Source organism: Rheinheimera sp. MMS21-TC3, assembly GCF_032229285.1.
Taxonomy (GTDB): Bacteria; Pseudomonadota; Gammaproteobacteria; order Enterobacterales; family Alteromonadaceae; genus Alishewanella.
This window is the reverse complement of record NZ_CP135084.1, coordinates 1,471,695-1,495,615: the sequence shown is the minus strand read 5'-3', so window position 1 is coordinate 1,495,615 and position 23,921 is coordinate 1,471,695. Positions and strand designations below refer to the sequence as shown.

Below are 23,921 nucleotides of genomic sequence, written 5' to 3'. Positions count from 1 at the left end.
CTGAGCACATAACTATTTAGCGTTAACCTTAAATCGTGATGCGATTGAATTAGCATAAACAGTACGATCATACATCGACTCAGCATAAGCAGCAGGCACAACAAAGTCACCGGCTGCTGTCACTTTAACCTGATACTTAAGCTCAGTACTTTGCGGACCAAAGCTGGCGTAATAAACAATACGGTCTTCTCGTACATCAATATAATCTGCGCGCCAGCGTATTTGCTCTCGGGGTAAAGAGCTACGAATAACACTAAAGCCCGCGGGCAATAAATCTATAACTGCCACATTGCTCTGCCATTGTTTGCCGGTAGTGCGAATGCGTAACCTTACTGTTAGCTCATCGCCCTGTTGCGCTGTGGTTACTTTATTACCAGCGGCATCTAAATAGTCACGAACCACCTCTAAACCCTTACTGCTGGCAACAGTGGGCAGGTCAGCGGCATAACCGGCTTCATTTAAGGCATAAAAAACCGGTTGGACAGATTCTATCAGTAGCTTATCGGCACTGACTGAGAACTTAGCTTTAGCTATAGCCGTACTATTGTCCGCTAAGGCAAGTGACTGCTTTTTATCACCGAGCTGCTGATAAAGCTGCAATGAGTCAAGCGATAGTTCACCTTGCATTTGTGCATAAGCCGACAAGGCTAACACCGCATAAGCCGAGCTAATGGTATTGTAATGGCCATCAAACATTGGCTGAACTAAGCTTAATACTGATTGGCTATTAAGCTGCTTGGCCCTATCCGGAAAATGCTCTGCTAATAAATAGATATATTGCGCATCTAAACTTAATTGCGATTGAAAAGCATCGTTAGCATAAGGCGACGGCGTGACTCTAGTTGTTGAGCTGCTTGAGAATTGCAGCTCAAAAGCTGATGGCTTTGATAGTTTATATTGGCTAATTAAGCCGCTAGCAATATCTTGTTTTTGCAATAATTGATAACTTGCCGCCATATACACAGCTGTAATATCAGATTGCCATGCTTGCTGGTGCTGCTTTTCTAAACGCTCATGTAAGGCGACTAAGTAATTACTAGTGACTAGACCATTACGGGTTAAGAGGTAAATTGCATTAGCACGCAGCCTTGCTTGATATAAATTAGCGCCGTTTAACCTAGCTAAGCTGGTTAAATATTCCATACCTTGTTCCAGCATATAGTTAGGCACAGCTAGCCCTTGCTCGCGAGCGGCAATTAAAAAATGCATGGTATAAACACTAGGTGCATCGGCACTACTTTGCTGACCAGGCCAGAAATTAAATCCGCCATCATATTGCTGGCGCTCGGCCAGTTTATCTATTAATACAGCAAACTTTTGCTGTAATTCTGGTAGCTGGCTTTGATAAGCAGGTTGCTGCACTAAACCTATCCAAGGGAACACCTGCGAAACAATTTGTTCAGTACAGCCATGAGGATATTGAGCTAAATAATTACTAAAGCTTTCGGCTAACACTAAGGGGTTGCTAGATGCCGTCACTGACAAATCTGCCAGCTCTGGGTACCATTTAGTACTGGGTGTCAGCTTAGCTTGGCCTTTTTTAGCATAACCCGCTGTGATCAGGTTTTGATAATCAGTAGCAGGCCTAATGCTAATGCTAATATCGCGATTGCTTTGCTCAACTAAGCGACCATTTTCATAACGCGCGCTAAAGCGCAAGGTAGCTTCACCTAGTTTGCTTAAGGCTTTTACTCTATAGCTGGCAGTAGCTTCACTGCCTTCGGCTATTGTTAATTGCTGCTTGGTTGAACCTAGTAGCTGCAAGGAATCAGGCAGTGTTAATGCTACTTCTACCTTGGCATTCTGGCCAGATTGTTTTATGCCATTAGCCACAGAAATACTAACATCAAACTCATCACCGGGGGCTGCCGTAGTTAACACATTTGGTGTTAACACAAAAGGACCGCGTACTAATAAGTCTTGGTTTTTGGCACCTAAAGTGTCCTCGGCTACCGCTACTGCCATTAGCTTAATATTGCCGCTAAAGCTTTGTGGAATAGTTACTTCTGTCTGTTTAAGCTCAGTATCTGCGGGTAAAATGCCTAACCAAAACACCCCTGGCTGCTCTTGACGACGTGCAAATGGATTTAAGTTTTTATCCATCATCATCCGACTACCTGTGACCATTATACTTTCGACATCGCCGCCAATACCCGCTAATTGCCGGCGTAATAAAGTAAACTCAGGTAACAGTAAATCTAACATTTGCATACTACGTACTTGCAGTGCTCGTTTTTTTAGATAATGTGCCAGCGGATCGGGTAATTTATAATCAGCCACTTGCAAAATACCTTCATCAACACCAAAAATTAAAATATCAGCTGGGTTTGATGTCTTGTAGCCTAACTTAAAGGCTTTACCTGGGCGCACTTCAGCTGGTGCCTCTAAGGTTATAGTTAATTCGCGGCTACTACGATCAATATTAAAGGGCACAACGGCATAACTCAGCGGGCTAATAAACAACTCTTCAGAGTCCAGCGCTCTAACATAGCTAACATTAATATAGGCATTGCCTTCTAAATGCTTTGGTAACTGAATACGTTGAATAGAGCTAGTTGTACTAGCACTAAACCAGCTAAAAGCGTGCACTTTGTCCGATTCAATGCTTATTAAGCCACTGCCGGTATAAGGTGCGGTAATATTTAGTTCTATCCATTCACCGGCTTTATAATCACTTTTATCTAGTTTGACTTCTAAAGTGGCATTTTTTTCTAGCATAGCTTGGTTATTACCCGCACCAATGACACTAAAGCTAAGTTTAGTTAATAACTGCTGCTGGTTGTCCACTAACTGTAATTCATAATCACCTGGCTTATCTGTTGCTAACTGATACTGATTACCGTCTTTAGTTATAGCAAAATCTATTTCACTAATTTGTTCACGCTGTTCAATACTTTGATATTGATAAGTGCCATCACCTTGCTGCACTAAACTGGACACAGGACGTTTTGCTATTATTTTTAGCTTTAAACCCGATAGCCCTATTTGCTCTAGTTCTTTATTAATAGCAATAAAGCTGATTGTTCGCTCTTGCTGTTTTTTTAAGTAGCCTAAATCACCATCAGCTTTAAAGCCCACTAAATGTGACAGCGGCGATAATAAAGCAGTTTGCATTAACTGCACACTACGACCACCCGCGCTGTCAAAACCTTCGGCATGAAACAGTAAGCGATAAGTACCACCACTATATTGCTCTAACGGTAAGGTAAAGTTAGCTTGGCCATTAACATCCGTTTCTTGATCAGTTAAGTTTTCTTTAATTCGCTCTCTGGCTTTATCATCCTGATTTAATGCCACAAACTTATAGTCTTTATATTCAGTAAAGTTAAAGCTAGTAGGAATAAGTTCAAAGCGACCACTTACTCGGCGCTGTTGCGCTGGGGTACCAAACAAATTATCTAATTGCACTTGGGCAACTAAGTCTGCTGGTGCTAACCAACCTTTCGCGCTTTGGTTAAACTTATTAGCTATTTTTAATCGATCTGGCGTAAATTCTTCAACTTGAAAGCTGGCAGAGCCTAAATAACGTTGGGTTACGCCTTTGTCATCTAATAAAGTGACGGAAACGGTGTAACGTCCGGTATCACTGCTGTTTTCGGTATCAATAGTAAAGCTATGCAAGCCACGCCCCGATAATGAAAATTTAGTTTGCCAAAAAGTATTACCGCGTGGCCCTTCAACTTGAATGTTAAGCGGCAGCTTGCTACCTTGGGCTACTGCCATATCGGCTTGGCGTATAATAGCGGCAACATTAACTTGCTCACCTGGTCGATAAATGCCTCTATCAGTAAATATAAAAGCATTAAGTGCTGTAGTATCTACAGCATCGTAATAATCACCCGAAGTATTAAATTTAGAATAATCTAACTGGCGGCTATAACGTTGAAAAGGAATAAAGCTACTATCTGTGATGCCCTCTCGTTGCAAAGACGCAAGATAAACAACCGGCTGACGCTCGCGGGAAAAGTGATTTGTTTTAGCAAAACTTACTTGGCCTTGGCTGTCAGTTTTTTCACTATATAAAGGCACACCATTTTTACCCAATAATTCAACCGTAGCATTAGCTACAGGCTTACCAGTTGCAACAGACATCACAAACACTTGTTGGCTAGAGTCAGCATTGTGTTTAACCAATAAGCCCAGATCCGTTACTAACACCATGCGCTTATCTAGCGTTTCTTGATAGCTATTTGGCTGATTAGCGTCATAAGCCGTAAGCTCAATAATAAATAAGCCCATACCACTTTTATCTAAGTATGGTTTTAGCGGTAAGGCTAAGTAGTTAGCTTGCTTGGCATCAACATTAGTAAGGGTAAAAGTTTTTTCATAAACTGCGGTTATATTCTCTTGATCAAAACGGTAACCATCAAAATATGGCTGGCTAATATCACCATTAGTTTGACTAACATAATGATTTAATTGCTTAGGTAATAACTTATGTAGCTTTACTTTAATGCCAGGTAAGCCACGACTAAGTAATTGCAAGGTTTGCTGACCACTTAAGGATAAAACGGCACCCTCGCCAATGATTTTTGCTTGTTTAGGATAAGCCGGTGCTTGCAATACAGAGCGAAATTCATTGGCCAAAGCAAATTCAGCCACTGAGGTTAAACCAGCCGGAACTTGGACAAAAACATGTTGTTTTTCCGGTAAATCTAGCTTAATACTAAACTGACTAGCATGGCTTTCAGTTGTTGGCATCAGCTGCCATTCTAGCAATTTAGCATCCGCTAACACTTTAGCGTTAACTTCACTGGCCATCCAATTGCCAGAGCGACGTTTGGGATGCTTAGGCAAAGTGTATAACTTTAATTTTTTCGCTAATTCAACTCTAGCAATGCGGTCAGTAAAGCCTAGCATTAATACTTGTTCAGGCTGCTGCTCTGGATTATTAACAATATCAATCGTAGGTTGAGTTACTTTTAAAAAGCTACTTTGATCTGGCACCAGTAATTGCTGGCTAATTTTGTCGGTTATTTTCGCAACTTTTGCCACTGTTGTGTCTGAGTTAGGTTGTTTTGCCCGTGCGCCTTGCTCTAAAGTTACGGTTAAATACTGTTCGTGCTCAGGTAAGCTTAAGGCTGCAGACTTAAAATAAACCTCACGCCCTGATTTATCGCTAGTAAGGCTATAATCTAACGTTAAGCCTTTAGCTGACTTTTCTGCGCCATCTTTACGCATTTTCAGGCTTAATAATGACTTAATGCTAGCTAGTTCAACAGGATGACTAAAGTTGAGCGTGCCCACTATATGGCGTTGTTTAAGTTGCTCTGGATGCTGATAAAACCGTAAATTTATTAATTCAGCCGTAAAAGCTGCAGATAAAAAATGATAACGGCTTTGTTTTAAATTAATGTCAGGGGCAAAAATAGCTTTATCTAATGTTACTGTATACTCCTGCCCTGCTGGCCAAGCCTGATCGGGCGTAAAGCTTAAGGTATTATCATCTTGCCACAACCATTTACCGTTAATATTTGGGCTTAGCGAAATGCCAGAGGTTAATACTTCGCCTATTAAATCTAATTTTGCTGCTGAAAGAGTAGACTGTGGTTGAGTGGGCGGCAAAACTCTTGGGCTGATTGGTGCATCATCAGGCAAATTGGTAATTTGATCATCATAAGAAAAAGCCAGAGTCAGAGTGCTAGGTTGCTCTATATCATCTTGATAGTAGCCAATTTCGGGGGCACTAACTTCTGCTATAACCTGCATAGGTTTAGGCAATTGATTAATGTAATAGCTTCCAGCAACAACTGCACTAAACACTAATAATATAACAACAATAATTGACCAAAACCTTGCTGGTTGCTGTTGAGCTGAAGATTTTAATTGCTGACACCAAGGAGGCGCAATCCAATTAATCGAACCAAAAAGCTTACTAAAAAATGATGATGATTCAGACATGACTATCCTTAGTTTTTTAAAAGCGCACACTAAAGCTTCATAATACTAGCTTATGAAGGTTAATCTTAAATGAACTATAGCGACTTAAGTTAGCAAGCATTACTACAGCCAACGCCTAACTTTGGTCTGATACTGTTGATATTTAACACCAAAAATATCGGTTAATGCTCGCTCTTCAGCTTGAATTTGAAAGCGATTTAAATACAGAATATAAACTCCAATCATCAGCATTGACCAAACGGATGCTAAAAATACCGCCCAAGCTAAAAGTAAAAACGCAAAGCCAAGATACATTGGATTCCGAGTGCACTTATAAATACCTGATGATACTAATTCAGAAGCAGCTTCTGGCGTGCTAGGATCAACCGTAGTTTTTGCTTGCCAAAACGCTAATAAACCAGCAAAAATTATTCCTAGCGCGACTAATGCTAATAGCGTTACTATACCTAACCTATAAGGTATAAAGATAAGCGGTGCATAAATAGAAATTAACCACATTAATATCGCCACAATAATAACCAGCGCTAAGGGTGGCAGCTTTTTTTCTAATCTATTCATAGTCGACACCTACATTAATACTTTATAACAGCAAAAGTGTATCTAGTGCTTAGCGTAATTTACATTCAAGAAATTAAAGTTAACCCTAATAAACGTTATAATAACAGTCTTAGACTCTATCATAATAAATATAGCGTATTCAGCAAGATAGTCAGTAAATAATTGACTCAGTGATTTAGGCTTTAAATTACATAATTAAACAACAACTTAGTTAAGTGGAGAAGATGAATGAGTGTCTGGCAAATAGCCGGTTGGATTTTATGGCTTCTAATAATCGTTCGTTATTTTCCGCGTGAATTTTGGCCTAAATTAAAAACTGAACCAGGTTATCAGCACTTTGTTTTTGCCACTGTGTTAGGCCTAAGCGCGCTCTGGAGTGTAAAGGCAGGCATTATAGCTGGTTTAAACATTCACTTTTTACTCCTTACTACGCTAATTCTTTGCCATGGTTGGCGTATTGCTATGCTGCTGTGCCTATTTGTAAGTCTTATATTAATTTTATTACAACAAGTTCCTATAGCTGATGCTGGCCTCTATGCTTTCACTACTTTTATCTTACCTGGCCTATTTAGTTATTTATTATTTTTAGCCAGTTATCGTTATTTAACCCGACATTTATTTATTTATATTTTTGTTGCAGGTTTTTTAGCTGCAGCTTTAACCATAGCGCTGCATATGCTATTAGTCTCATTATGGTTTTATGCAGAAGGCCGTTTTGCTTGGGATATTATTTATGATAATTACCTTAAACTATCAATATTAACGTGGTTTCCAGAAGCCTTACTTAATGGTGGCGCCATCACCTTAATGGCGGTATATCAACCGCATTGGTTACGCACTTTTTATGATCGAGAATACTTATCACCTGAACGCTAAGCTAAAGCACTAGTGACGCAATATTCAAATACGATAAAGCAGCGCTATTAGCACTGCTGGTTACACCGCTGCTTTATCGCATTCGCAACGTTATTACATATTCTTTTCTGGTGCTACAGGTGGAGCCACAGGCGCAGGTGGTACTGGAGGAGCTGGCGGCGTAACACTAATGCGCTCCATATCAGATTTTATTACATCTAGCTCAAAATTTAATTGTACCCGCTGTGATTTATGCAATTTACCCGTAGCCGTATATTGCCATTGCTGTAACGCATTTAAGGCCTCTTTTTCAAAGACATTGCTAGGAATTGCTTTAAGCACCTTGGCATTAATAACATTACCCTTAGCATCAACATCAAACTCGAACTGAACAAAACCGGTTATACCCTCTTTTGCTGCCTGCAAAGGATAACGTGGCTCTATCCGGGTAACAGGTGCTAAACTTGGTGTTTTCACACCTGTTGCTTGAGCTGGTTGCTGGATAAATAAGGAGGCAATAACGACTATAGCTATAACACTAAGTACTATACTTTTGCTTACGCCCCGCTGAAATTGCAATTGGGTAATTCGTTGTTTCATAATTTTAAAATCTCCATAATGATGAGTAAGCGGCCAAGTTAAATTAACTGACTGCTGGGCACTGCTTAGTAAAGCATAACCATAAGCAATTCTTTCGTCGTGACTAGCATTAGCAGTAACTTGTGCATCACATGCTAACTCTTGTACTTGCCGATATTGACGATAAGCTAAATAGCACAGTGGATTAAACCAAAATAAACACAAAACCACTAAAGCTATACAATTTAAATAGATATCACCGCGCTGCCAGTGCGTTAGTTCGTGGCGCACAATAAGTTGTTGCTGCAAGTCACTAAAACGAGTAAAAAAGTCTTGCGGCAATAATATTGATGGTTTAAAAAAACCACTGATATAAGGCCCATCTTTAGTATCTGACTGATAACAGACTAGCTTGACAGACTTAACTAAAACCGGTGTAGCACGGCGAAAAATCACTAGGCTATATAGGTAACTTAAGAATAAATAACCTAGCCCTAGCAAGGCTCCAGTTAACCACAAGACAAATAGCCAATTAGTATTATTAGCTGTTACGGTTAGTTGCTGTACACCTACTTGATAATGCTGAAATGGTGCAGCAGATGCAAAGGCTGGTATAAAGTTTTGCAATAATGGGCTAATGACACTCAATAACAGCAACAACGGCACGCTGGACCATAAAGCGTAAATTGTTCGGGCTCCAAGTTTCGCCATAAAAAAGTGTTGTACTATCATTAACAGCAGTAGCAATAAGGACAATGGCAGCATTAAATACAATAAATACTCAGTCATTTTTTTGCTCCTGCTCCCAATTAGCTATTAACTGTTTTAACTGCTCTACATCATCTGCCTTAAGCTTATTTTGATTAGCAAACCCCGCCACTAAAGGTGCAATACGGCCAGCAAAAATACGTTCAACAAAAGTCCGACTTTGTTGCTGCTGATATTCTGTTTCTTTAATAAGCGGATAATAAAGATAAGCGCGGCCATTTTTATCAAAATCCAATGCCCCTTTGCTTACTAAGCGATTAAGTAAGGTTTTAACCGTTTTTTCATGCCAGTCTTGGCCTAAACTAGCAACCACTTCATTAGCGGTTTGTGGCTGCTTTTGCCAAAGCACCTGCATAACTCTCAGCTCAGCATTGCTAATTTCAATCATCCATTCACCTATAAGATTACATCTGTAATACATTAAATATTACAGATGTAATCAATAAGTGCAAGTTAAACATTAATTTTTATACTAATTTTTATACTAGATTTAGAACCACAGTTATTTCGAGTGCGTTATAGGTGGCAATAAGAAGTTAGACCAGAAAATTGTTATCGTTTTATTTGGGATGGTTTAGAGGTAATAAGCCGCCAAAATTATAGAGACTTGGCGACTTATATTAAAAAGATCTAACGGCAGAGATTATGGTTTGCATTCCCTGTCATAGTGCAATGAGCTGTACGGTATTTCTCACGAGTTTGTTTGGCCGCTTCAGAAGAGCTAAGTACAGAAGGACGGTTTGGCGCATAACTTGATGATGCAGGTTTAAGTGCGCTGCTGCCGTATTGCTGTTTCCAACGTGCATCTGCAGCGCCAGCTTGATTAGTGCCGGTACCAAAGGTACCTTCTAAACCAGTACCTCGCTTGGCCATTTCATTGTCAGCCGCACTCCGCACAGGGCCATGACTGAACCAACTAGCTAACGCATATAAATCTTGAGTACTAATATCTGACATTCGGCCTGCTGAATTAGCGGCTAATGCTGCCATTTGCGCATGTTCTACAGATCCAAACTGGTAAAGTGCCATATTAACTGCAGCACCGTACTTACCATCGCCTAGCAGATTATCCATAGCCGCTTTGAATCGCCCCGTGTTTGCCAGAGACTCAATAACTTGAGAAACTGGAACTATGAAAAAATCAAATCGCTATACATCAGAATTTCGTGAACGTGCAATTAGGCTTGTTACCACACAACAGCATGAATACCCTTCTCTTTGGGCTGCGCTAGTATCGATTTCAGATAAACTGGGATGTACCCCAGAAACACTTAGAGCATGGGTCAAGAAATCTCAAGCTCAACCGTCTAAACCCTCTTCTAATACGCAATCAACTGAAGAACGCCTTGCCGCCTTAGAGCGCGAGAATAAAGAGCTCAAGCGAACGAATGATATCCTGAGGCAAGCTGCCGCTTTTTTCGCCCAAGCGGAGCTCGACCGCAAACAGAAGTAACAGTGGATTTTATTGATGCTTGCAGAGAGCATTACGGTGTCGAGTCAATTTGCAAGGAATTGCCGATTGCACCATCAACGTATTATTCTCATAAACAGATACAAAGAGAGCCTGAGCGACTGTCTAACCGCAAAAAGCGTGATGCTGAGCTGATAATACTCATTCGCGAAGTGTGGGAGGATAATATGTCAGTTTATGGTGCAAGAAAAATATGGAAGCAGCTACAGCTTGACGACCATCAAGTCGCCCGCTGTACAGTCGAACGATTGATGCGAGTTATGGGAATTCAAGGTGTTCGTCGGGGTAAAGCACATAAGACAACGATACCTGACGAGCAACAAGATAAGCCACTTGATTTAGTTAATCGTCAATTTACTGCTGAGCAGCCAAATCAACTTTGGGTAGCTGACATCACCTATGTTGCCACATGGAGTGGGTTTGTTTATGTCGCTTTCGTGATAGATGTTTTTTCACGATACATTGTAGGTTGGCGTGTATCAACGACAATGCACACAGAGCTTATTCTTGATGCGTTAGAGCAAGCTATTTGGCATCGTGGCAACCCCGAAGGGTTAATTCACCACAGCGACAGAGGCAGCCAATATTTGTCTATACGATACACTGAGCGACTTGCTGAAGCTAGAATTCAAGCGTCTGTAGGCAGTGTGGGTGACTCTTATGACAATGCATTGGCTGAAACAATAAATGGATTATTTAAAACAGAGATTATTCGCAGAAATGGCCCGTGGAAGAATGTTGATGCTGTTGAATACGCAACGTTAGAGTGGGTCAATTGGTTTAATAATCAACGCCTATTATCTTCAATTGGGTATATTTCACCAGCTCAATATGAAACAGACTACTATGATAATTTAAACGAGTCAGGTAAAGTGGCCTGACTTAAACAAACTGGTCTCCGATGAACTCGGGGCGATTCAGACTATCAGTGATAGCTGGGTTTTCAGAAGAGAATATTTCTACAGTTATTAAAGGATTAAATGCATTCGAAGGTAAAAGTAATGGCTTAACGATGCATCTAACGCTAAATAATAATATTAGCAAAACAGAAATTTATAAGTTGTTAGATAATACTGAAAATTTTAATACCTATCTGGAATCCCCACTCAGTATTAATGGTAGCTCAGTTATATCACCCTCTATATTATTTGTTTTAACGGCAAGCCAACTTAGCCTTGATGAATTTGAACAAGCTGTCACTTTGCAATCATTTACTGTAAATGATCTTGCAGTAGCCATACAAAATAATTTACCGATGCCATACTTAACATTACTTTTCGCACAAACGGAATCAGTTGCAGATATGCCTTTGGTATTACACACAGAATATTCCTCATACAACAATCTAGCTGATGTCGCAGTAGCTCAACATAACGTCCCGCTTCTTAAGTTACTGGAAACGCATGGCGTTCATGCAACCAACGAACCGGGCGTGATTACAGGCTTAGATATTGCAATAATGAACTTTCCAACCGCAGCAGCAGAATACCAAAATTTACAGTCTTTTCCGGATAAATACATAGAAACATTAAACTATTTGATTGAAAAAGGCTTCAATGCCCATGGTATAACCCATCAAACCGATCATGAAACGATAATATTATTCAAAGCTCCATTCAGTAGAGGCGTTCAAAGCTCTGAAATATTAGAGCCTAAACTAAGAGCTGTTATGAATAAGATCGCATTAATAGGCTCTAATGAAGCTAGCAAACAACTCGCCGTTGATAATTCGTTAGTGGCTAGTGCAATTGAAGCAATTGAAATAAGAAAATCAGCCATATACGATAATTCGGATGCTTGTCAAAATATTCAAAAAGAGCTATTAGTGGCCGAAGGTTTTATAGATATTAGCGAAGCATATAAAATAATAAACGATATTAAAAATGATGGAGAAAACATTGCTGAGCGATTACATGAAATTGATCCTGTTTTAGTCAATTTATGGCGGAGAGCTAACCCAACTAACAGCGGTTCACTTAATAATGAAAGCAGGTTGATTGACTTGTTACGAGCGGAGCAATACCAAGATGCGCTTGAGTACAGTTCTACAACACCACTAACTACAGAAGAAATTGATATGTTAGTGTTTGCACTGCTACAAAATATAGATGCGGTTTTACCTATTTGGAATTCGCGAATAACGTCAAAGCAGCCTTCCGCACTCATTAGCTTTAAATATTTTAATATTAAACAGTGGCATTTATTAATGCTGCGTGGGTTTGATTTCTCACTTCAAGATCAATATGGCAATGATATGTTTTTGCCAGCAGCATTACACTCTGAACAAGCTGTCCAGTTATTATTAGACAATGGTTTTTTACCTAGCCTTAATCACCTTGGGCTAGATGTTTTAGACTTTTTATTAGAAGACAGTTATGAAAAAGGTCTGTTGAACCCAAGTTTAATTCCAGTGTTAACAGTAGTTAAAGAATTTGAGTTAAGCCACTTTTCAAGAGTAGCTAGAATTAAAAGATTTTTCCCCGAAGAATATGAAAAACTGATTAAAATCAATGCAGATCTTAACGTGACAGAAACAACAGAAGTAAATAAATTTAGATTGCAACTTTAATTATTTTAACACTAACATTAAAAACTACCCATAGTTGCTGCTGAACTAAGCTAAAAAACTTAGTCACTACAGTTAAAACGGGTAGTGTTATGCTTAATAAAACTTAACCGTTAAAGTTATAACTTTAATACTTGCTTACCTTGATTAAAGTCGATATCAACAGGGATATTCGCTGTGGCTAAGCGTGCCAAGTCTTTAGCAAGTTGTGGTTTAATTACCCCTTTATCAGCAACTAAAGACGCCACGCCGTCATAATTACCATCGCCTTGTAAGGTTAGAATTAATTCAGATAACGAGGCCATAGCCAACTGCATTTTCGGGTAGTCTACTTGATAAGTGCCATCATTATTACGGACAAAGGCTTCCTGTTCGGCAAAGTAGTTGAAGCGGATCATATTCGCTTTACCATGAGCACTTGATGCACCAAAGCGCACAGAGCGGAAGATCCCCGCCATAAAGGTTGTATAGTAGTCTTCCAACTGGCCTTCACTTAACATGCCCTGTTTATGCAATTGGGTGATCATATACAAACCTAAAATATCGGCTTTGCCTTCCTCTAAGGCAGAAGCGTGTTCTTTTAAGGCTTGGCGCACTGTGCCATTAGCATTAATGGTATTTTTAATGCCTAGGCCATGAGCAACTTCATGGAACATAGTATTATTAAAAAAGGCATTAAAAGTTACATGCTGGCGCTGCTCTGGCGCAATTAGCAGTTCAGTTATAGGCAACATAATATGCTCAAACTTAGCCTGCATGGCATTTTTTAGCTGTAAGCGCCGCGTGCCCTTTTCTAATTGCACTTGCTCATCATTAGGTAAATTAATTGCAATGGTTTTAGAGCCAGCATTAGCATGACCAGCATAATAAATAATATCATAAGCATTTAAATCGGCATCACTGCCTGGCACTTCTGCTTTATATTTTGCATCTACCGGTAAGCCTTTTTGTAATGCAGGTAAAGTAGCTGCGTATTTAGCCAGTTTTTCGCTCCAGCTTTGATCTTTAACTAACACATAAGCTTCAAAGGCGGTGCGATAACCGTATAGCTGATCTTCATAATTCTCTATAGGCCCAATCACAACATCTATTGGATTATTTTTCATATCCATCCATGCTAAATCTGAAGCTTGGTAGTTATCAGTTAATAAGGCTTGGGCTCTTAGAGTTAAATAATGAGCAAATTCTTTATCTTCAGCTAAGGCCGCTGCTTGAGTTAATAACTTAGCCGCTTTTTCAAGCTCTGCAGCATAGTGTTTTGAGTAGGCTATGGTAACTAAATCACCTTGGCTATCACGCTGCACTATTGAATATAATCCGGTTTTATCGGCAAAGTTGGCTGAAGCAAACTCAGCTTTAGTTAAATCATGCGGATAAAACTCTGCGCCTAGTGCTTTGGCGGTATAACCTGTAAGAAATGGCTGATCGCCTTTTAATCTATCCCAAGGGCCATAGTTAATTTCGGCAAAATCACGAACTTTACCTTGTGGTAATTTGGCTAAAAATTCAGCTTTTGGCTCGCCAAAGGCTTGCTGCCAAAATAAGTCATCCATCACTTTGGCCGCATCAATAAGTAAAGCCAGCATTTTGTGTTGATTAGCCGAAAGGCCTGACAAATCTGCCGTTAAATCTACTGGATAATAAATATCTAAGCGGGATGCAAATTCAGGAATTAAGCTAACGCTACTTTGTTCAGCTGCTGGTGAGTCTATAGTGTTTTGGTTAGCATCTTTAGAAATAGTATTTTCTGGGCTTAAGTTATCTGAACAAGCCGAAATAGATAAGACACCGGCGATAAACAAGGCGCTAAGAACTGAATTAATACGCATAAAAAACCTGTATGATTAAAAGAGAAATTTGAGTTATAGAGTAAGTAAAGTGCTCTTAGAGTGCAACAGCTATAAACTTGAGATCCCAACAACAAAAACAAAGCTAAATAACCAGGCAAAAATTAAATAATTAGATCGAGTTTTTATTATATAAAAACAACCTAACAGCATCGAAAAGTGCACTAATGCCATGCCTAAACTGGCTGAAATAAATGCAAAAAACAAAAACACCAATAAGCCTGCCACCACTAAAAACAGGTTTTTAATCAAATTAAAAGCAGGAAAAATGGCAAACAAAGCATAAAAGTGCTGATTGTTTTGTATTTGCCTACTTAACTCTAATGGTAAAGCACTCACCACCAGCACTAACAACTGGCCACAAAATAAAAACACAAACGGTGCTAGATCGGGCCTTTGCTGAACAAAGATATGGCTAATAAGCAAACTTATTCCCGTTACAGCCAGCACTAAAAGAGGGATCCGACTATGCTGGCGCCAAAAATCTAACCAAAAGTTATAAGCAGAATAAGCTGTTACTTTGTGTCTTAGCTGACTCTTAAACATAAGAGATATTTTAGGCATAAGCTGAAACAGAGCTAAAAGCAGTAAAGGTATAAGCAACCCTACTTCTATACTTGGTATAAGTTCAGTTTGAGCAGCCACAAACAACAAAGCCAAAACTACATAAAGTTGCTTAGCTGATATAAAAGCCATAATAGAGAACAAGATCTGCAACAGCAGAAGTAAAAACATATGCGGGAAATTAAGCCAGTACTTTATATTTACAGAGCCAATAAGAATAATATGAAGCAGTAACAGCGGGTTACAAAGACTTGCTAGCAAGATGTCAGTTAGTTTGGCCAGCCAAGCTTTATCGGTAAGAGACAGGGTAAAAGCAATAAAGCGCTGACCTGTAATAGCAGCTTTGCATAAGCCTAAACAAACTGTCTGAAAAAGTAACACAGTCGCAGCAAAAAAGATGGCCTCATTGATAGTCAGCTTATTCTCAAACAGCATGCCAAAACCGAGCAAAGTAAGATAAAAAACTACTGGTATTGCCGAGCCTAAGATGCCAACTAAAAATAAAGATAAGCCCGATAGCTGCGCCAGCCAATGCTTTATCTCAAACCTGAACAGCTCAAAGCGATAACTAATATAACGACTAATCACCGCTTATACCCTGCAAATTAAAGCCCTTACCGGTAAAAACGGCCGGTTCGTTACTTGCAACAATAATATCGCCAGAGAAGTCATCAATAGCCTGCCATAAGGCCATAGAGCTGTTCTCATCTAAAGCAATATTAGGTTCATCTAGTAACAATAACCTAGGGTTACGCATAAAGGCATTGATTAGATGCGCCTTTTTTAAATTACCAGCCGATAATTGATCCAGGGTCTTATCTAGGTGTGGTGTTAAGCCAAAAGCAGCGATTAGCTTATCGGGAAAATCTAGCTGCCACATGCTTTGGGTTAATAAAAACAACTTCCTTACTGTTAAAAAGCTTGGGTTCCTAATAGCATCTGATGCTATTGCTGTTATCGACTGCGGCGAAATTAACTTTTTTCCTTGCCATAACACTTGGCCAGAATCTGGCTTAATTAAGCCGGCTAAAATAAATAAAAAGGTTGTTTTGCCACTACCATTAGCACCGACTATGCAACTGCGCTTATTAGCAAACTGTAACGATAACTCTTTAATAACCGGCTGTTGGCCATAGTATTTAACAAGGTTGCTTACACTTAACATTACCTAGCATCCATTACTGCAATTCCATTACTTCAGCTGCATTACTAAAGCCAACTGCTAAAGCTGTATCAAAAACAGCTTTAGTATAATTAACGGAGCCAATTAAATAAATATTTTATTCGCCCAACGCGTCGCCGTTTGGCGCCAGCTTAACCATTTACTATTCAGTTGAATTAAGCCCCAATAGGTTAAAGGCACCAACACTAAACTGGTTAAGGTAGAAAATAATAAGCCGCCGACAATAGCAATAGCCATAGGCGCATAGCTTGGGCCGTCACCACCAATTTGCGTACCACCAAAAGCTAATGGCAGCAAGCCTAATATGGTTGTGGCCACTGTCATTAAAATAGGCCGTAAACGTGACTCACTAGCGGTAATAATAACCTCTAATAATGGTTGCTCGGGAAAAGCTTGTCTATCTTGGTTAATTCTATCCACCAAGACGATACCGTTATTTACCACTATTCCCATTAGCACCAGCATACCTATCATTCCCATCATGCCCATATTGGTGCCGGTAATTAAGAAGGTCCAATAGACACCTACTAACGAAAACAATAAAGAGCCAATCACAGCTGTGGGTAATAAAATAGATTCAAACAAAGCCGCCATAACCAGATAGATCATAGCTACAGCCAGTAACATATTAACCAGCATCACTTGTTGCGATTCATCTTGATTGGAAAACCCGCCCTGAAATGACCAAGTGTAGCCAGTGGGTAGCGCAACTTGATCCATCACTTGCTTAATATCTGCACGCACTTTATCCATAGTGGCGTCTTTAGTTAAGTTCATTTGAAAGGCAATACCCGTTTGCCGATTAAAGCGACTAATTCTATCAAGCCTAGGGACTATTGATAAGGTAGCAACTTGATTAAGGCTAATCACAATAGCGTCTTTAGTTAAAATTGGTAAAGCGGCTAATTCAGCCATAGAAGTGCTAACTCGCTCATCATAAAGCACTCGCATTAATAACTCGCCTTGCTCTGCGCTTCGAAATGTTCGTAAATTAACACCACGTAAAGCCAGTGAAACCGCATCAGCAACTTGCTGAGCAGTTAAGCCATGGCGTTGCAGCTGCTCTAGTTGCAACTTAATTTGTAACTCTTGTTGGCCATCGGTAATTGCAGAGCTTACATCGTCTAAGCCAGTGATATTGGCTAAGATGGGTTCAATATCTTTAGCTAAGCGTATTAGTACTTCTGTAGAGCGACCCAATAAGTGCACTTGCAAGCCATCATTACCGCCCCAACCAAAAGTAGGTTTAGAGCGAACTAAACTTGGCCAGTTCTCTCGGATTTCTTGCTTTAACTCAGCAAAAGGTTGGCTAAGAGGTTGGTTTAAAATAAGGGTAGACGAAGCTTGGCCTGTACTGTAGTAGCTATATACAGATCCTATATCAAATTTTTCTTTATTAGCATATAAGTAGTTTTCCATGCTAACCACTTCAGCTTCCACCTCAGCTAAAGCATAGTTACCTTGAATATTATAATTAATATAAATGCGGCTAGTATCTTGATTATTATCTTCACCACCTGATACTGCTGCTATAGGTACAGCTATGCTCAATAAGATAACTATAGCTACAAAGCTAGACCATCTTGGATAAGCCATCACTTTAGTTAAAGCTTTACGATAAGCTCGGCCTAGTTTGGTCGAGTTATTATTAGCATTTAACTGCATCTTCAGTTTAGTGCTAAGCAAAGGAATCAAGGTTAAAGCCATTAATAAACTAATTGCTAAACATAAACAAATAGCGATAGCCACATGCTCAAGAAATATGGTTAGCTGCATCTTTTGGCCAATAATGTTGGGCAAAAAAACAATAGCGGTAGTGGCTGTACCTGCAACTACCGCTAAACTAACACGACGCACACCACGCGCTGTTGCTGTTTTAACATCGCCGCCAACTGCCCGCTCCCGAAATATGCTTTCAGTTACTACTACAGCATTATCCACTAACATACCTATGGCTAGCATTAAGCCCATCATGCTTAATATATTTAAGCTATAGCCAAGAAAGTACATAAAACCTAACGCAATACAAATTGACACAGGTACAGCTAACACTACTACCATAGTGCTGCCTAAGTGGCGTAAAAAGGCATATAAGACTAAAAATGATAACAAGGCTCCAATAGCGCCTGCCATTAATAAATCTTTTAATGAGGTTGTTACGCCCTCAGCCATATCATCCATAATAAATAAACTGATGCCATTAAAAGCCGGATCTTTATCTACGGTCGCCACTACTGCTAAAGCTGCTTTTGCTACTTCAACTAAATTAGCGCCAGACTCTTTATACACATTCATGCCAACGGCATAAGTTTGGTCTAAATGCCGACCATCTTCTACTTTAGGTAACTCTAAGGCGACAGTTGCAACTTCACGCAGGCTTAATCCGGGTCGTAAAGGTAGCGCGGCTATTTGGCTTAGTTGGCTATATTCGCCAATGGGTTTTACCAAAATACTATGCTCAGCATTACGTAATTCGCCAGCTGTTAACGCAAAGTTGTTTTGCCTAAGCACCTGAACAATCATAGCAGCATCAATATTCAAGGCCCGCATTTTATCTGGATTTAAACGGATCACGACTTGGCGCTTTTGCACGCCATATAGCTCGACTTTTGATACGCCCTGAACCCGCTCTAAAGGCTGCTTTATTTGACGCTCCAGCAAATCATATGCCATTGCCAAATCGCGTTGGCTAGAAATTCTTAGCTGAAAAATAGGCATATCATTGGTATTAAATTGAAACACTAATACCCGTTCAACATCTTTGGGCAGTAAATGTTTAATACTATCTAAGCGCTCACGTACTTCAATACTTTTACTGTTTATATCTTGATCCCAATTAAACTCTAACGACACTTCAGCGCTATTTTCATTGGACCAAGAGCGCATTTGTTTAATGCCTGTTACTGTCGCTAGCGCTTCTTCTAATGGCCGAGTAATTAAGCGTTCTATTTCAGCTGGGGTTGCATTGGCATAAGGCACATTGATAAAGATTTGCGGAATATCAATCCCCGGAAATCGTTCTAATAACAACATGCGGCTAGCTAAAACACCAAACACCAGCATGGATAAAAACAGCATACAAGTAGTAACAGGCCGGTTTAGCGCAAATCTTGTCAGGGCTAAAGGTTGTTCCTTCATTGCAAGGTCTCCTGACTTACAGCGGATACAGCATTAGGTTTATTGTGACTAACTAAATGATATAACACTGGGATAAAGACTAAGGTTAATAACGTTGCCAGCGCTAAACCAAAAATAACGGTTATTGCCATAGGCGCTCTAATCTCACTACCTTCACCGCCTAATACCATTGGCAATAAGCCTAAAATAGTAGTTAACGTTGTCATTAATACCGGTCGTAATCGACTAGTGCCGGCAGCAATAATAGCTTGCTGTACATCTATGCCTTCGGCTCGTAGCTGATTAATCCGATCGATCAGTACTATGGCATTATTAACCACTATACCTGCCAACATAATTAAGCCGATAAAAACAATGACTGATAGTCGAGTATCGGTTAACCACAAGCCTAATATGGCACCAGCGCCAGCTAAAGGAACAGTAAATAATATTAATAACGGCTGCAGCAAATTTTCAAACTGTGATGCCATTACTAAGTAAACTAAAAATATTGCTAGTAATAGCGCCATAACTAAAGAGGAATAAGCGCGCTCCATCTCTTCGCTTTGCCCCGCTACAAAAGCGCTAACACCATAAGATAAAGGTTGCTTAGCAAGTATAGCCGCAGCATTTTTGCTAGCTTGCTCAATGTCACCATAAGCAAGGTTAGCAGTAACTAAGGCAACACGTTGTTGGCCAATGCGGGTAATTTCGCTGGGGCCAATTTCACTTTTAATTTCTGCAACCGCAGAAAGCGGCAAAGGCTTACTGCTATTAGGGTTAATAATTAACTGCGCCAGTTGCTGTTGCGATTGGCGATATTGCTCAGCTAAGCGCACCCGAATGTCCACTTTGCGATCATCAATTGAATATTGGCCAGCAACTTCTCCGCCGACATAAGCCGCTACCCGCTTGGCTATATCGTGAGAATTTAAACCTAGTTGCGATAATAGATCATGATTAAAATATAAACTAATCTCCGGCTGGCCAGGTCTTAGGCTAGATTTTACATCAGTAAATTGTGACTCTGCCGCTAAACGGATCACTAGCGCATCGGCCGCTTGCTTTAATTGGCTTAACTCATAACCTGACAACTCAATTTGTAAAGGCGTACTAAAGCTAAGTAATTGCGGCTGATCAATTTTAACCTTTACATCAGGCCATAACGCCAGCTCTTGACGAAATAATGTAATTAACTGCTGTTGCTGCTCAGTGGTAGTATTAGGCTGTAATACCACATTTAATCGGCCCCAATGACTACCACCAATGCTTGGGTCTACCGTCATTTGAGCACCTGTACCCGCTTGAGCATAGGTTTTTTCAACTGTAGTTTGCTCTTTAGCTAATAAGGCTAAGCGCGTCATTAATTTATCGGTTTGCTCAATAGCACTACCTACTGGTAGCTGAATTTCAACATAAAACTCACCTTGGTTCATATTAGGGATAACATCAGCACCAAGGCGCGGTAATAAGCTATAACAAGCGGCGGCTATGATTAAAGTTAAACCTATAGTCAAACTTTTTGCCTGTAATGCCTGCTGCAAAAACCACTGATACTTTAATTCTAACTGGCTTAAAAACCAGCGCACAGCTGCAATAACGGGCTTAAACAGTAAAGCAAAAAGGCGAGAGACCAAACGGCTTAATAAGGTAATAACAGTAATAATAGCCACAATGCTGATTTTAAATAATTGCCCTAGCAGCCGAAGCGGTAAGGTTGGCCAGTAGTACCAAGCTTTTTTGCTAGGTTTTCTATTTGCTACGAGTTCGCTGTCATGGCCAGCTTGATTAGCGTTGACTTTAACTTGCCGCTCACGTGCCGCCATGGTTGGAATTAAGGTTAAAGCAACAACTAAAGAGGCTAATAAAGCAAAGGTTACCGTTAAGGCTTGATCGCGAAATAATTGTCCGGCAATGCCTTCAACAAAGACTAAAGGAAAAAACACTGCCACTGTGGTTAAGGTAGAAGCAGTAATCGCCATAGACACTTCTTTAGTACCAAGCTTGGCAGCTTCAAAGGCTGTTTTACCTAGCTTTTTATGGCGATCAATATTTTCTAAAACTACTATAGCGTTATCTACTAATAAACCAACGGCTAAAGCAATGCCGCCTAAGCTCATCATATTTAAGGATATGCCCTGACCGTACATCAAATTAAAAGTGGCAATAACAGATAACGGAATTGAAATTGAGATAATTAACGTGGCCCAAGCATTACCTAAAAATAAATACAGTACTAGCATGGCCAGTAAGCCACCAATAAGGGCTGATGACTTCACTTCATCTATTGCTTGTTTAATAAACTCTGACTGGTCATAAACTACATCCAGTTGATAATCAGCGGGTAAAGCCTGCTGTAATTTACTTAAGTTACTTAAGATTGTTTTAGCAACTTGAACCGTATTAGCATCACCCTCTTTGTACAAGGCAACTTCGATGGCCGCTTTACCATTGACATAAGTAATGCTTTTACGATCTGTAAAGCCATCGCGTATTTCAGCAACATCAGATAAACGAATGGGGCTATTGGCGACTTCGGCAACATATAAATCTTTAATCTGCTGTAAATTACTAAACTGATTAATAGTACGCACTAAGTAATCAAAACTACTGGTTTCTAACCTACCGCCAGACTGGTTTAAGTTCTCGTGGCGCAAGCGCTGGCTTATTTGACTAATATCTAGCTGCAATTGGCTAAGTTTATGTGGATCAACCAAGATTTGAATTTCTTGCTCTAAGCCACCATCTGGACGAACCGCAGCCACACCTGATAAGGATTCTAAGGCTCGGCGTAAATCTTCATCAGCATAAGTACGCAAACTAACCAATTGCGAATTTGTTAATGCTTGATCCTTATCTTTTCGACTTAAAGCTAAACGCACTATAGGATCAAGGTTAGGATTAAACCTAAGCAATAACGGTTTTTCTATTTCTAGCGGTAAAAACAACACATCCAGCTTTTCTCGCACCTCAAGCGCCGCTATATTCATATCGGTGCCCCAATCAAACTCCATTACCACATCTGAGCGGCTCGAGCGTGAGACCGACTGAACTTTTCGCACTCCTTTAACAATGCCAATAGCTTCTTCAATGGGTTTACTGACCAACTGTTCAACTTCAGCCGGCGCAGCACCAATAAATTCTGTGCGGATGGTTAAAGAGGGATAAGATAAATCAGGCAATAAGTTTACCGCTAAGCGTCCGGCTGCAACTAAGCCAAAAAGTAAAATACCAAGCGTAAACATCCATATAGTAACGGGTCTTGTTACGGCTAAATCCACTAGCTTCATGGCTTAAAATCCTATTTATTATTGTTGTTGTGTTTAATTACAGCTTTTAAATGAGAAGAATATTTAGCCATTAAAACTGACGGACAGATACCACATTAACAAGTGCATCGGGTTTAAGTGCGGCTTGACCGGCGATAACCACTTGTTGCTCTAGCGATAAGCCAGCAATAATTTCAACGGTATTATCTGATTGATAGCCTAACTCAACAACTTGACGGCTGACGGTGTTATCTGCAGACACCACAAATACAGAAGCTACATTATCTGTTGTCATAAGCGCCCGTTTTGGGATTAATAAGGCATCTGTTTTTACATCAAATTGCAACTGAACTTGCGCAAACATGCCCGGTTTTAATTGCAACTGACTGTTATCGACTTTTAATACTGCTCTTACCGTACCTGAGGCTGCATCCACTATCGGTGAGATCCGCACTAAACTGGCATTCACTGGCTGAGAACCGACAAAATGCAAAATGGCATTTTGGCCAATTTCAGCTTGACTTAAATGTTGCTCAGGTAAGTAAATAATGGCCTCAAGTTGCTGATTAGCAACAACATGAAATAATGATTCAGTCTGATATTGACTAATTAACTGGCCCACTTTTGCATAACGTCTTGCCACCACACCCTTAATAGGTGAGCGAATTTCTGTTTCAGTTAAGGCTAACTGAGCTAAGTTAACTGAGGCTAAAACAGCATCGTATTGCCATTTTAACTTTTCAAAATTATCGGCACTAATCAACTTGCGTTGATACATTTCCTCCATGCGTTTTAGCTCACTAGTTAACCGGCTTAATTCAGCCTGTTCTTTTTGTAAACTAAATTGCTGACGTTCGTTATCTAAGGTGGCTAATAACTGGCCGGCTTCAACTTGCTGGCCTTCTTCAACTAAAATGGTTTTTACAATTCCGGTGGCTTTACTGACAACTTGCGCTTCAGTGCGAGTTTCTAGTGTCGCCGTAGTTTGGTAGCTACTGCTAATTTCGCCTTTGCGACTTAAACTAGTTTCGATAGGGATAGCCATTACTTCATCCGCTTTAGTCGCTGAAGCAGCACTCTCTGCAGGTTGGCAGCCAGCAATTAAAACACTGCTTAGGGTAATTGCCATCATTAAGGCAAAATATTTCATATAAACTTCCTTGAATTGACTATTTCAGTTCTCTATAGACTCTGTACTTATAAAGCAGGCACTGTGCCAGTATTTCAAACTTACAATATAGCA

At 40.0% G+C, this 23,921-nt stretch carries 14 protein-coding genes and 1 other annotated feature; of the genes, 3 read left to right on the top strand and 11 right to left on the bottom strand.

All coding sequences use genetic code 11. The annotated features are described in order from the left end of the window. Positions 1–12: 12 nt before the first annotated feature. A complete protein-coding gene (locus RDV63_RS07350) occupies positions 13–5,901 on the bottom strand; it encodes an alpha-2-macroglobulin (protein ID WP_313908852.1) in 5,889 nt (1,962 codons plus the stop codon). A 102-nt stretch (positions 5,902–6,003) separates the two neighbouring features. After that, positions 6,004–6,459, bottom strand: a complete 456-nt coding sequence (locus RDV63_RS07345; RefSeq protein ID WP_313908851.1) for an isoprenylcysteine carboxylmethyltransferase family protein — start codon at positions 6,457–6,459, stop codon at positions 6,004–6,006. Positions 6,460–6,687: 228 nt separating this feature from the next. On the opposite strand from RDV63_RS07345, the gene RDV63_RS07340 reads away from it, so the two are divergent. Then, positions 6,688–7,335 carry an energy-coupling factor ABC transporter permease gene (locus RDV63_RS07340; RefSeq protein ID WP_313908850.1) on the top strand — a complete coding sequence of 216 codons (648 nt, stop codon included), beginning with the start codon at positions 6,688–6,690 and terminating at the stop codon, positions 7,333–7,335. Between the two features lie 93 nt (positions 7,336–7,428). Here the strand turns inward: RDV63_RS07340 and RDV63_RS07335 are convergent, their stop codons facing one another. From RDV63_RS07335 to RDV63_RS07325, 3 genes are all read right to left on the bottom strand, one after another. Continuing rightward, positions 7,429–8,682 (bottom strand): M56 family metallopeptidase, encoded by a 1,254-nt coding sequence (locus tag RDV63_RS07335; RefSeq protein WP_313908849.1) that lies wholly within the window; start codon positions 8,680–8,682, stop codon positions 7,429–7,431. Continuing rightward, positions 8,675–9,049 carry a BlaI/MecI/CopY family transcriptional regulator gene (locus RDV63_RS07330; RefSeq protein ID WP_313908848.1) on the bottom strand — a complete coding sequence of 125 codons (375 nt, stop codon included), beginning with the start codon at positions 9,047–9,049 and terminating at the stop codon, positions 8,675–8,677. The genes RDV63_RS07335 and RDV63_RS07330 overlap by 8 nt, the downstream gene beginning before the upstream one ends. 242 nt (positions 9,050–9,291) lie before the next feature. After that, on the bottom strand, positions 9,292–9,735 hold the full coding sequence (locus RDV63_RS07325) for a hypothetical protein (RefSeq protein ID WP_313908847.1): 444 nt from the start codon (positions 9,733–9,735) through the stop codon (positions 9,292–9,294). 58 nt (positions 9,736–9,793) lie between these two features. Between RDV63_RS07325 and RDV63_RS07320 the strand changes: the two genes are divergently transcribed. After that, positions 9,794–11,013, top strand: a protein-coding gene (locus tag RDV63_RS07320) for an IS3 family transposase (protein WP_313908846.1) whose coding sequence is annotated in 2 segments (ribosomal slippage) — positions 9,794–10,082 and positions 10,082–11,013 — 1,221 coding nt in all. Because the reading frame shifts where the segments join, the coding sequence is not laid out codon by codon here. Beyond that, positions 10,072–10,188, top strand: a sequence feature (AL1L pseudoknot). (Overlaps the previous gene by 117 nt.) 47 nt (positions 11,014–11,060) lie before the next feature. Beyond that, positions 11,061–12,701 carry a hypothetical protein gene (locus RDV63_RS07315; protein WP_313908845.1) on the top strand — a complete coding sequence of 547 codons (1,641 nt, stop codon included), beginning with the start codon at positions 11,061–11,063 and terminating at the stop codon, positions 12,699–12,701. A gap of 116 nt (positions 12,702–12,817) precedes the next feature. On the opposite strand, the gene RDV63_RS07310 is transcribed toward RDV63_RS07315, so the two are convergent. From RDV63_RS07310 to RDV63_RS07285, 6 genes are all read right to left on the bottom strand, one after another. Then, complete coding sequence (locus RDV63_RS07310; protein ID WP_313908844.1) at positions 12,818–14,527, bottom strand: dipeptidyl-peptidase 3 family protein; 1,710 nt, start codon at positions 14,525–14,527, stop codon at positions 12,818–12,820. Between the two features lie 69 nt (positions 14,528–14,596). Beyond that, on the bottom strand, positions 14,597–15,697 hold the full coding sequence (locus RDV63_RS07305) for a DUF6136 family protein (RefSeq protein WP_313908843.1): 1,101 nt from the start codon (positions 15,695–15,697) through the stop codon (positions 14,597–14,599). Continuing rightward, positions 15,690–16,274, bottom strand: coding sequence for an ATP-binding cassette domain-containing protein (locus RDV63_RS07300; protein WP_313908842.1), 585 nt, complete (start codon positions 16,272–16,274; stop codon positions 15,690–15,692). The genes RDV63_RS07305 and RDV63_RS07300 overlap by 8 nt, the downstream gene beginning before the upstream one ends. 102 nt (positions 16,275–16,376) lie before the next feature. Beyond that, positions 16,377–19,430, bottom strand: a complete 3,054-nt coding sequence (locus RDV63_RS07295; RefSeq protein WP_313908841.1) for an efflux RND transporter permease subunit — start codon at positions 19,428–19,430, stop codon at positions 16,377–16,379. After that, positions 19,427–22,699: an efflux RND transporter permease subunit gene (locus RDV63_RS07290; RefSeq protein ID WP_313908840.1), complete on the bottom strand. Its 3,273-nt coding sequence runs from the start codon at positions 22,697–22,699 to the stop codon at positions 19,427–19,429. The genes RDV63_RS07295 and RDV63_RS07290 overlap by 4 nt, the downstream gene beginning before the upstream one ends. 70 nt (positions 22,700–22,769) lie before the next feature. After that, positions 22,770–23,828, bottom strand: coding sequence for an efflux RND transporter periplasmic adaptor subunit (locus tag RDV63_RS07285; protein ID WP_313908839.1), 1,059 nt, complete (start codon positions 23,826–23,828; stop codon positions 22,770–22,772). Positions 23,829–23,921 lie beyond the last annotated feature (93 nt).

Bases quoted from the DNA above. Each gene is read 5' to 3' on its own strand.
- RDV63_RS07350 (WP_313908852.1), bottom strand. From the start codon at position 5,901: ATGTCTGAATCATCATCATTTTTTAGTAAGCTTTTTGGTTCGATTAAT.
- RDV63_RS07345 (WP_313908851.1), bottom strand. From the start codon at position 6,459: ATGAATAGATTAGAAAAAAAGCTGCCACCCTTAGCGCTGGTTATTATT.
- RDV63_RS07340 (WP_313908850.1), top strand. From the start codon at position 6,688: ATGAGTGTCTGGCAAATAGCCGGTTGGATTTTATGGCTTCTAATAATC.
- RDV63_RS07335 (WP_313908849.1), bottom strand. From the start codon at position 8,682: ATGACTGAGTATTTATTGTATTTAATGCTGCCATTGTCCTTATTGCTA.
- RDV63_RS07330 (WP_313908848.1), bottom strand. From the start codon at position 9,049: ATGATTGAAATTAGCAATGCTGAGCTGAGAGTTATGCAGGTGCTTTGG.
- RDV63_RS07325 (WP_313908847.1), bottom strand. From the start codon at position 9,735: ATGGATAATCTGCTAGGCGATGGTAAGTACGGTGCTGCAGTTAATATG.
- RDV63_RS07310 (WP_313908844.1), bottom strand. From the start codon at position 14,527: ATGCGTATTAATTCAGTTCTTAGCGCCTTGTTTATCGCCGGTGTCTTA.
- RDV63_RS07300 (WP_313908842.1), bottom strand. From the start codon at position 16,274: ATGTTAAGTGTAAGCAACCTTGTTAAATACTATGGCCAACAGCCGGTT.
- RDV63_RS07295 (WP_313908841.1), bottom strand. From the start codon at position 19,430: ATGAAGGAACAACCTTTAGCCCTGACAAGATTTGCGCTAAACCGGCCT.
- RDV63_RS07290 (WP_313908840.1), bottom strand. From the start codon at position 22,699: ATGAAGCTAGTGGATTTAGCCGTAACAAGACCCGTTACTATATGGATG.
- RDV63_RS07285 (WP_313908839.1), bottom strand. From the start codon at position 23,828: ATGAAATATTTTGCCTTAATGATGGCAATTACCCTAAGCAGTGTTTTA.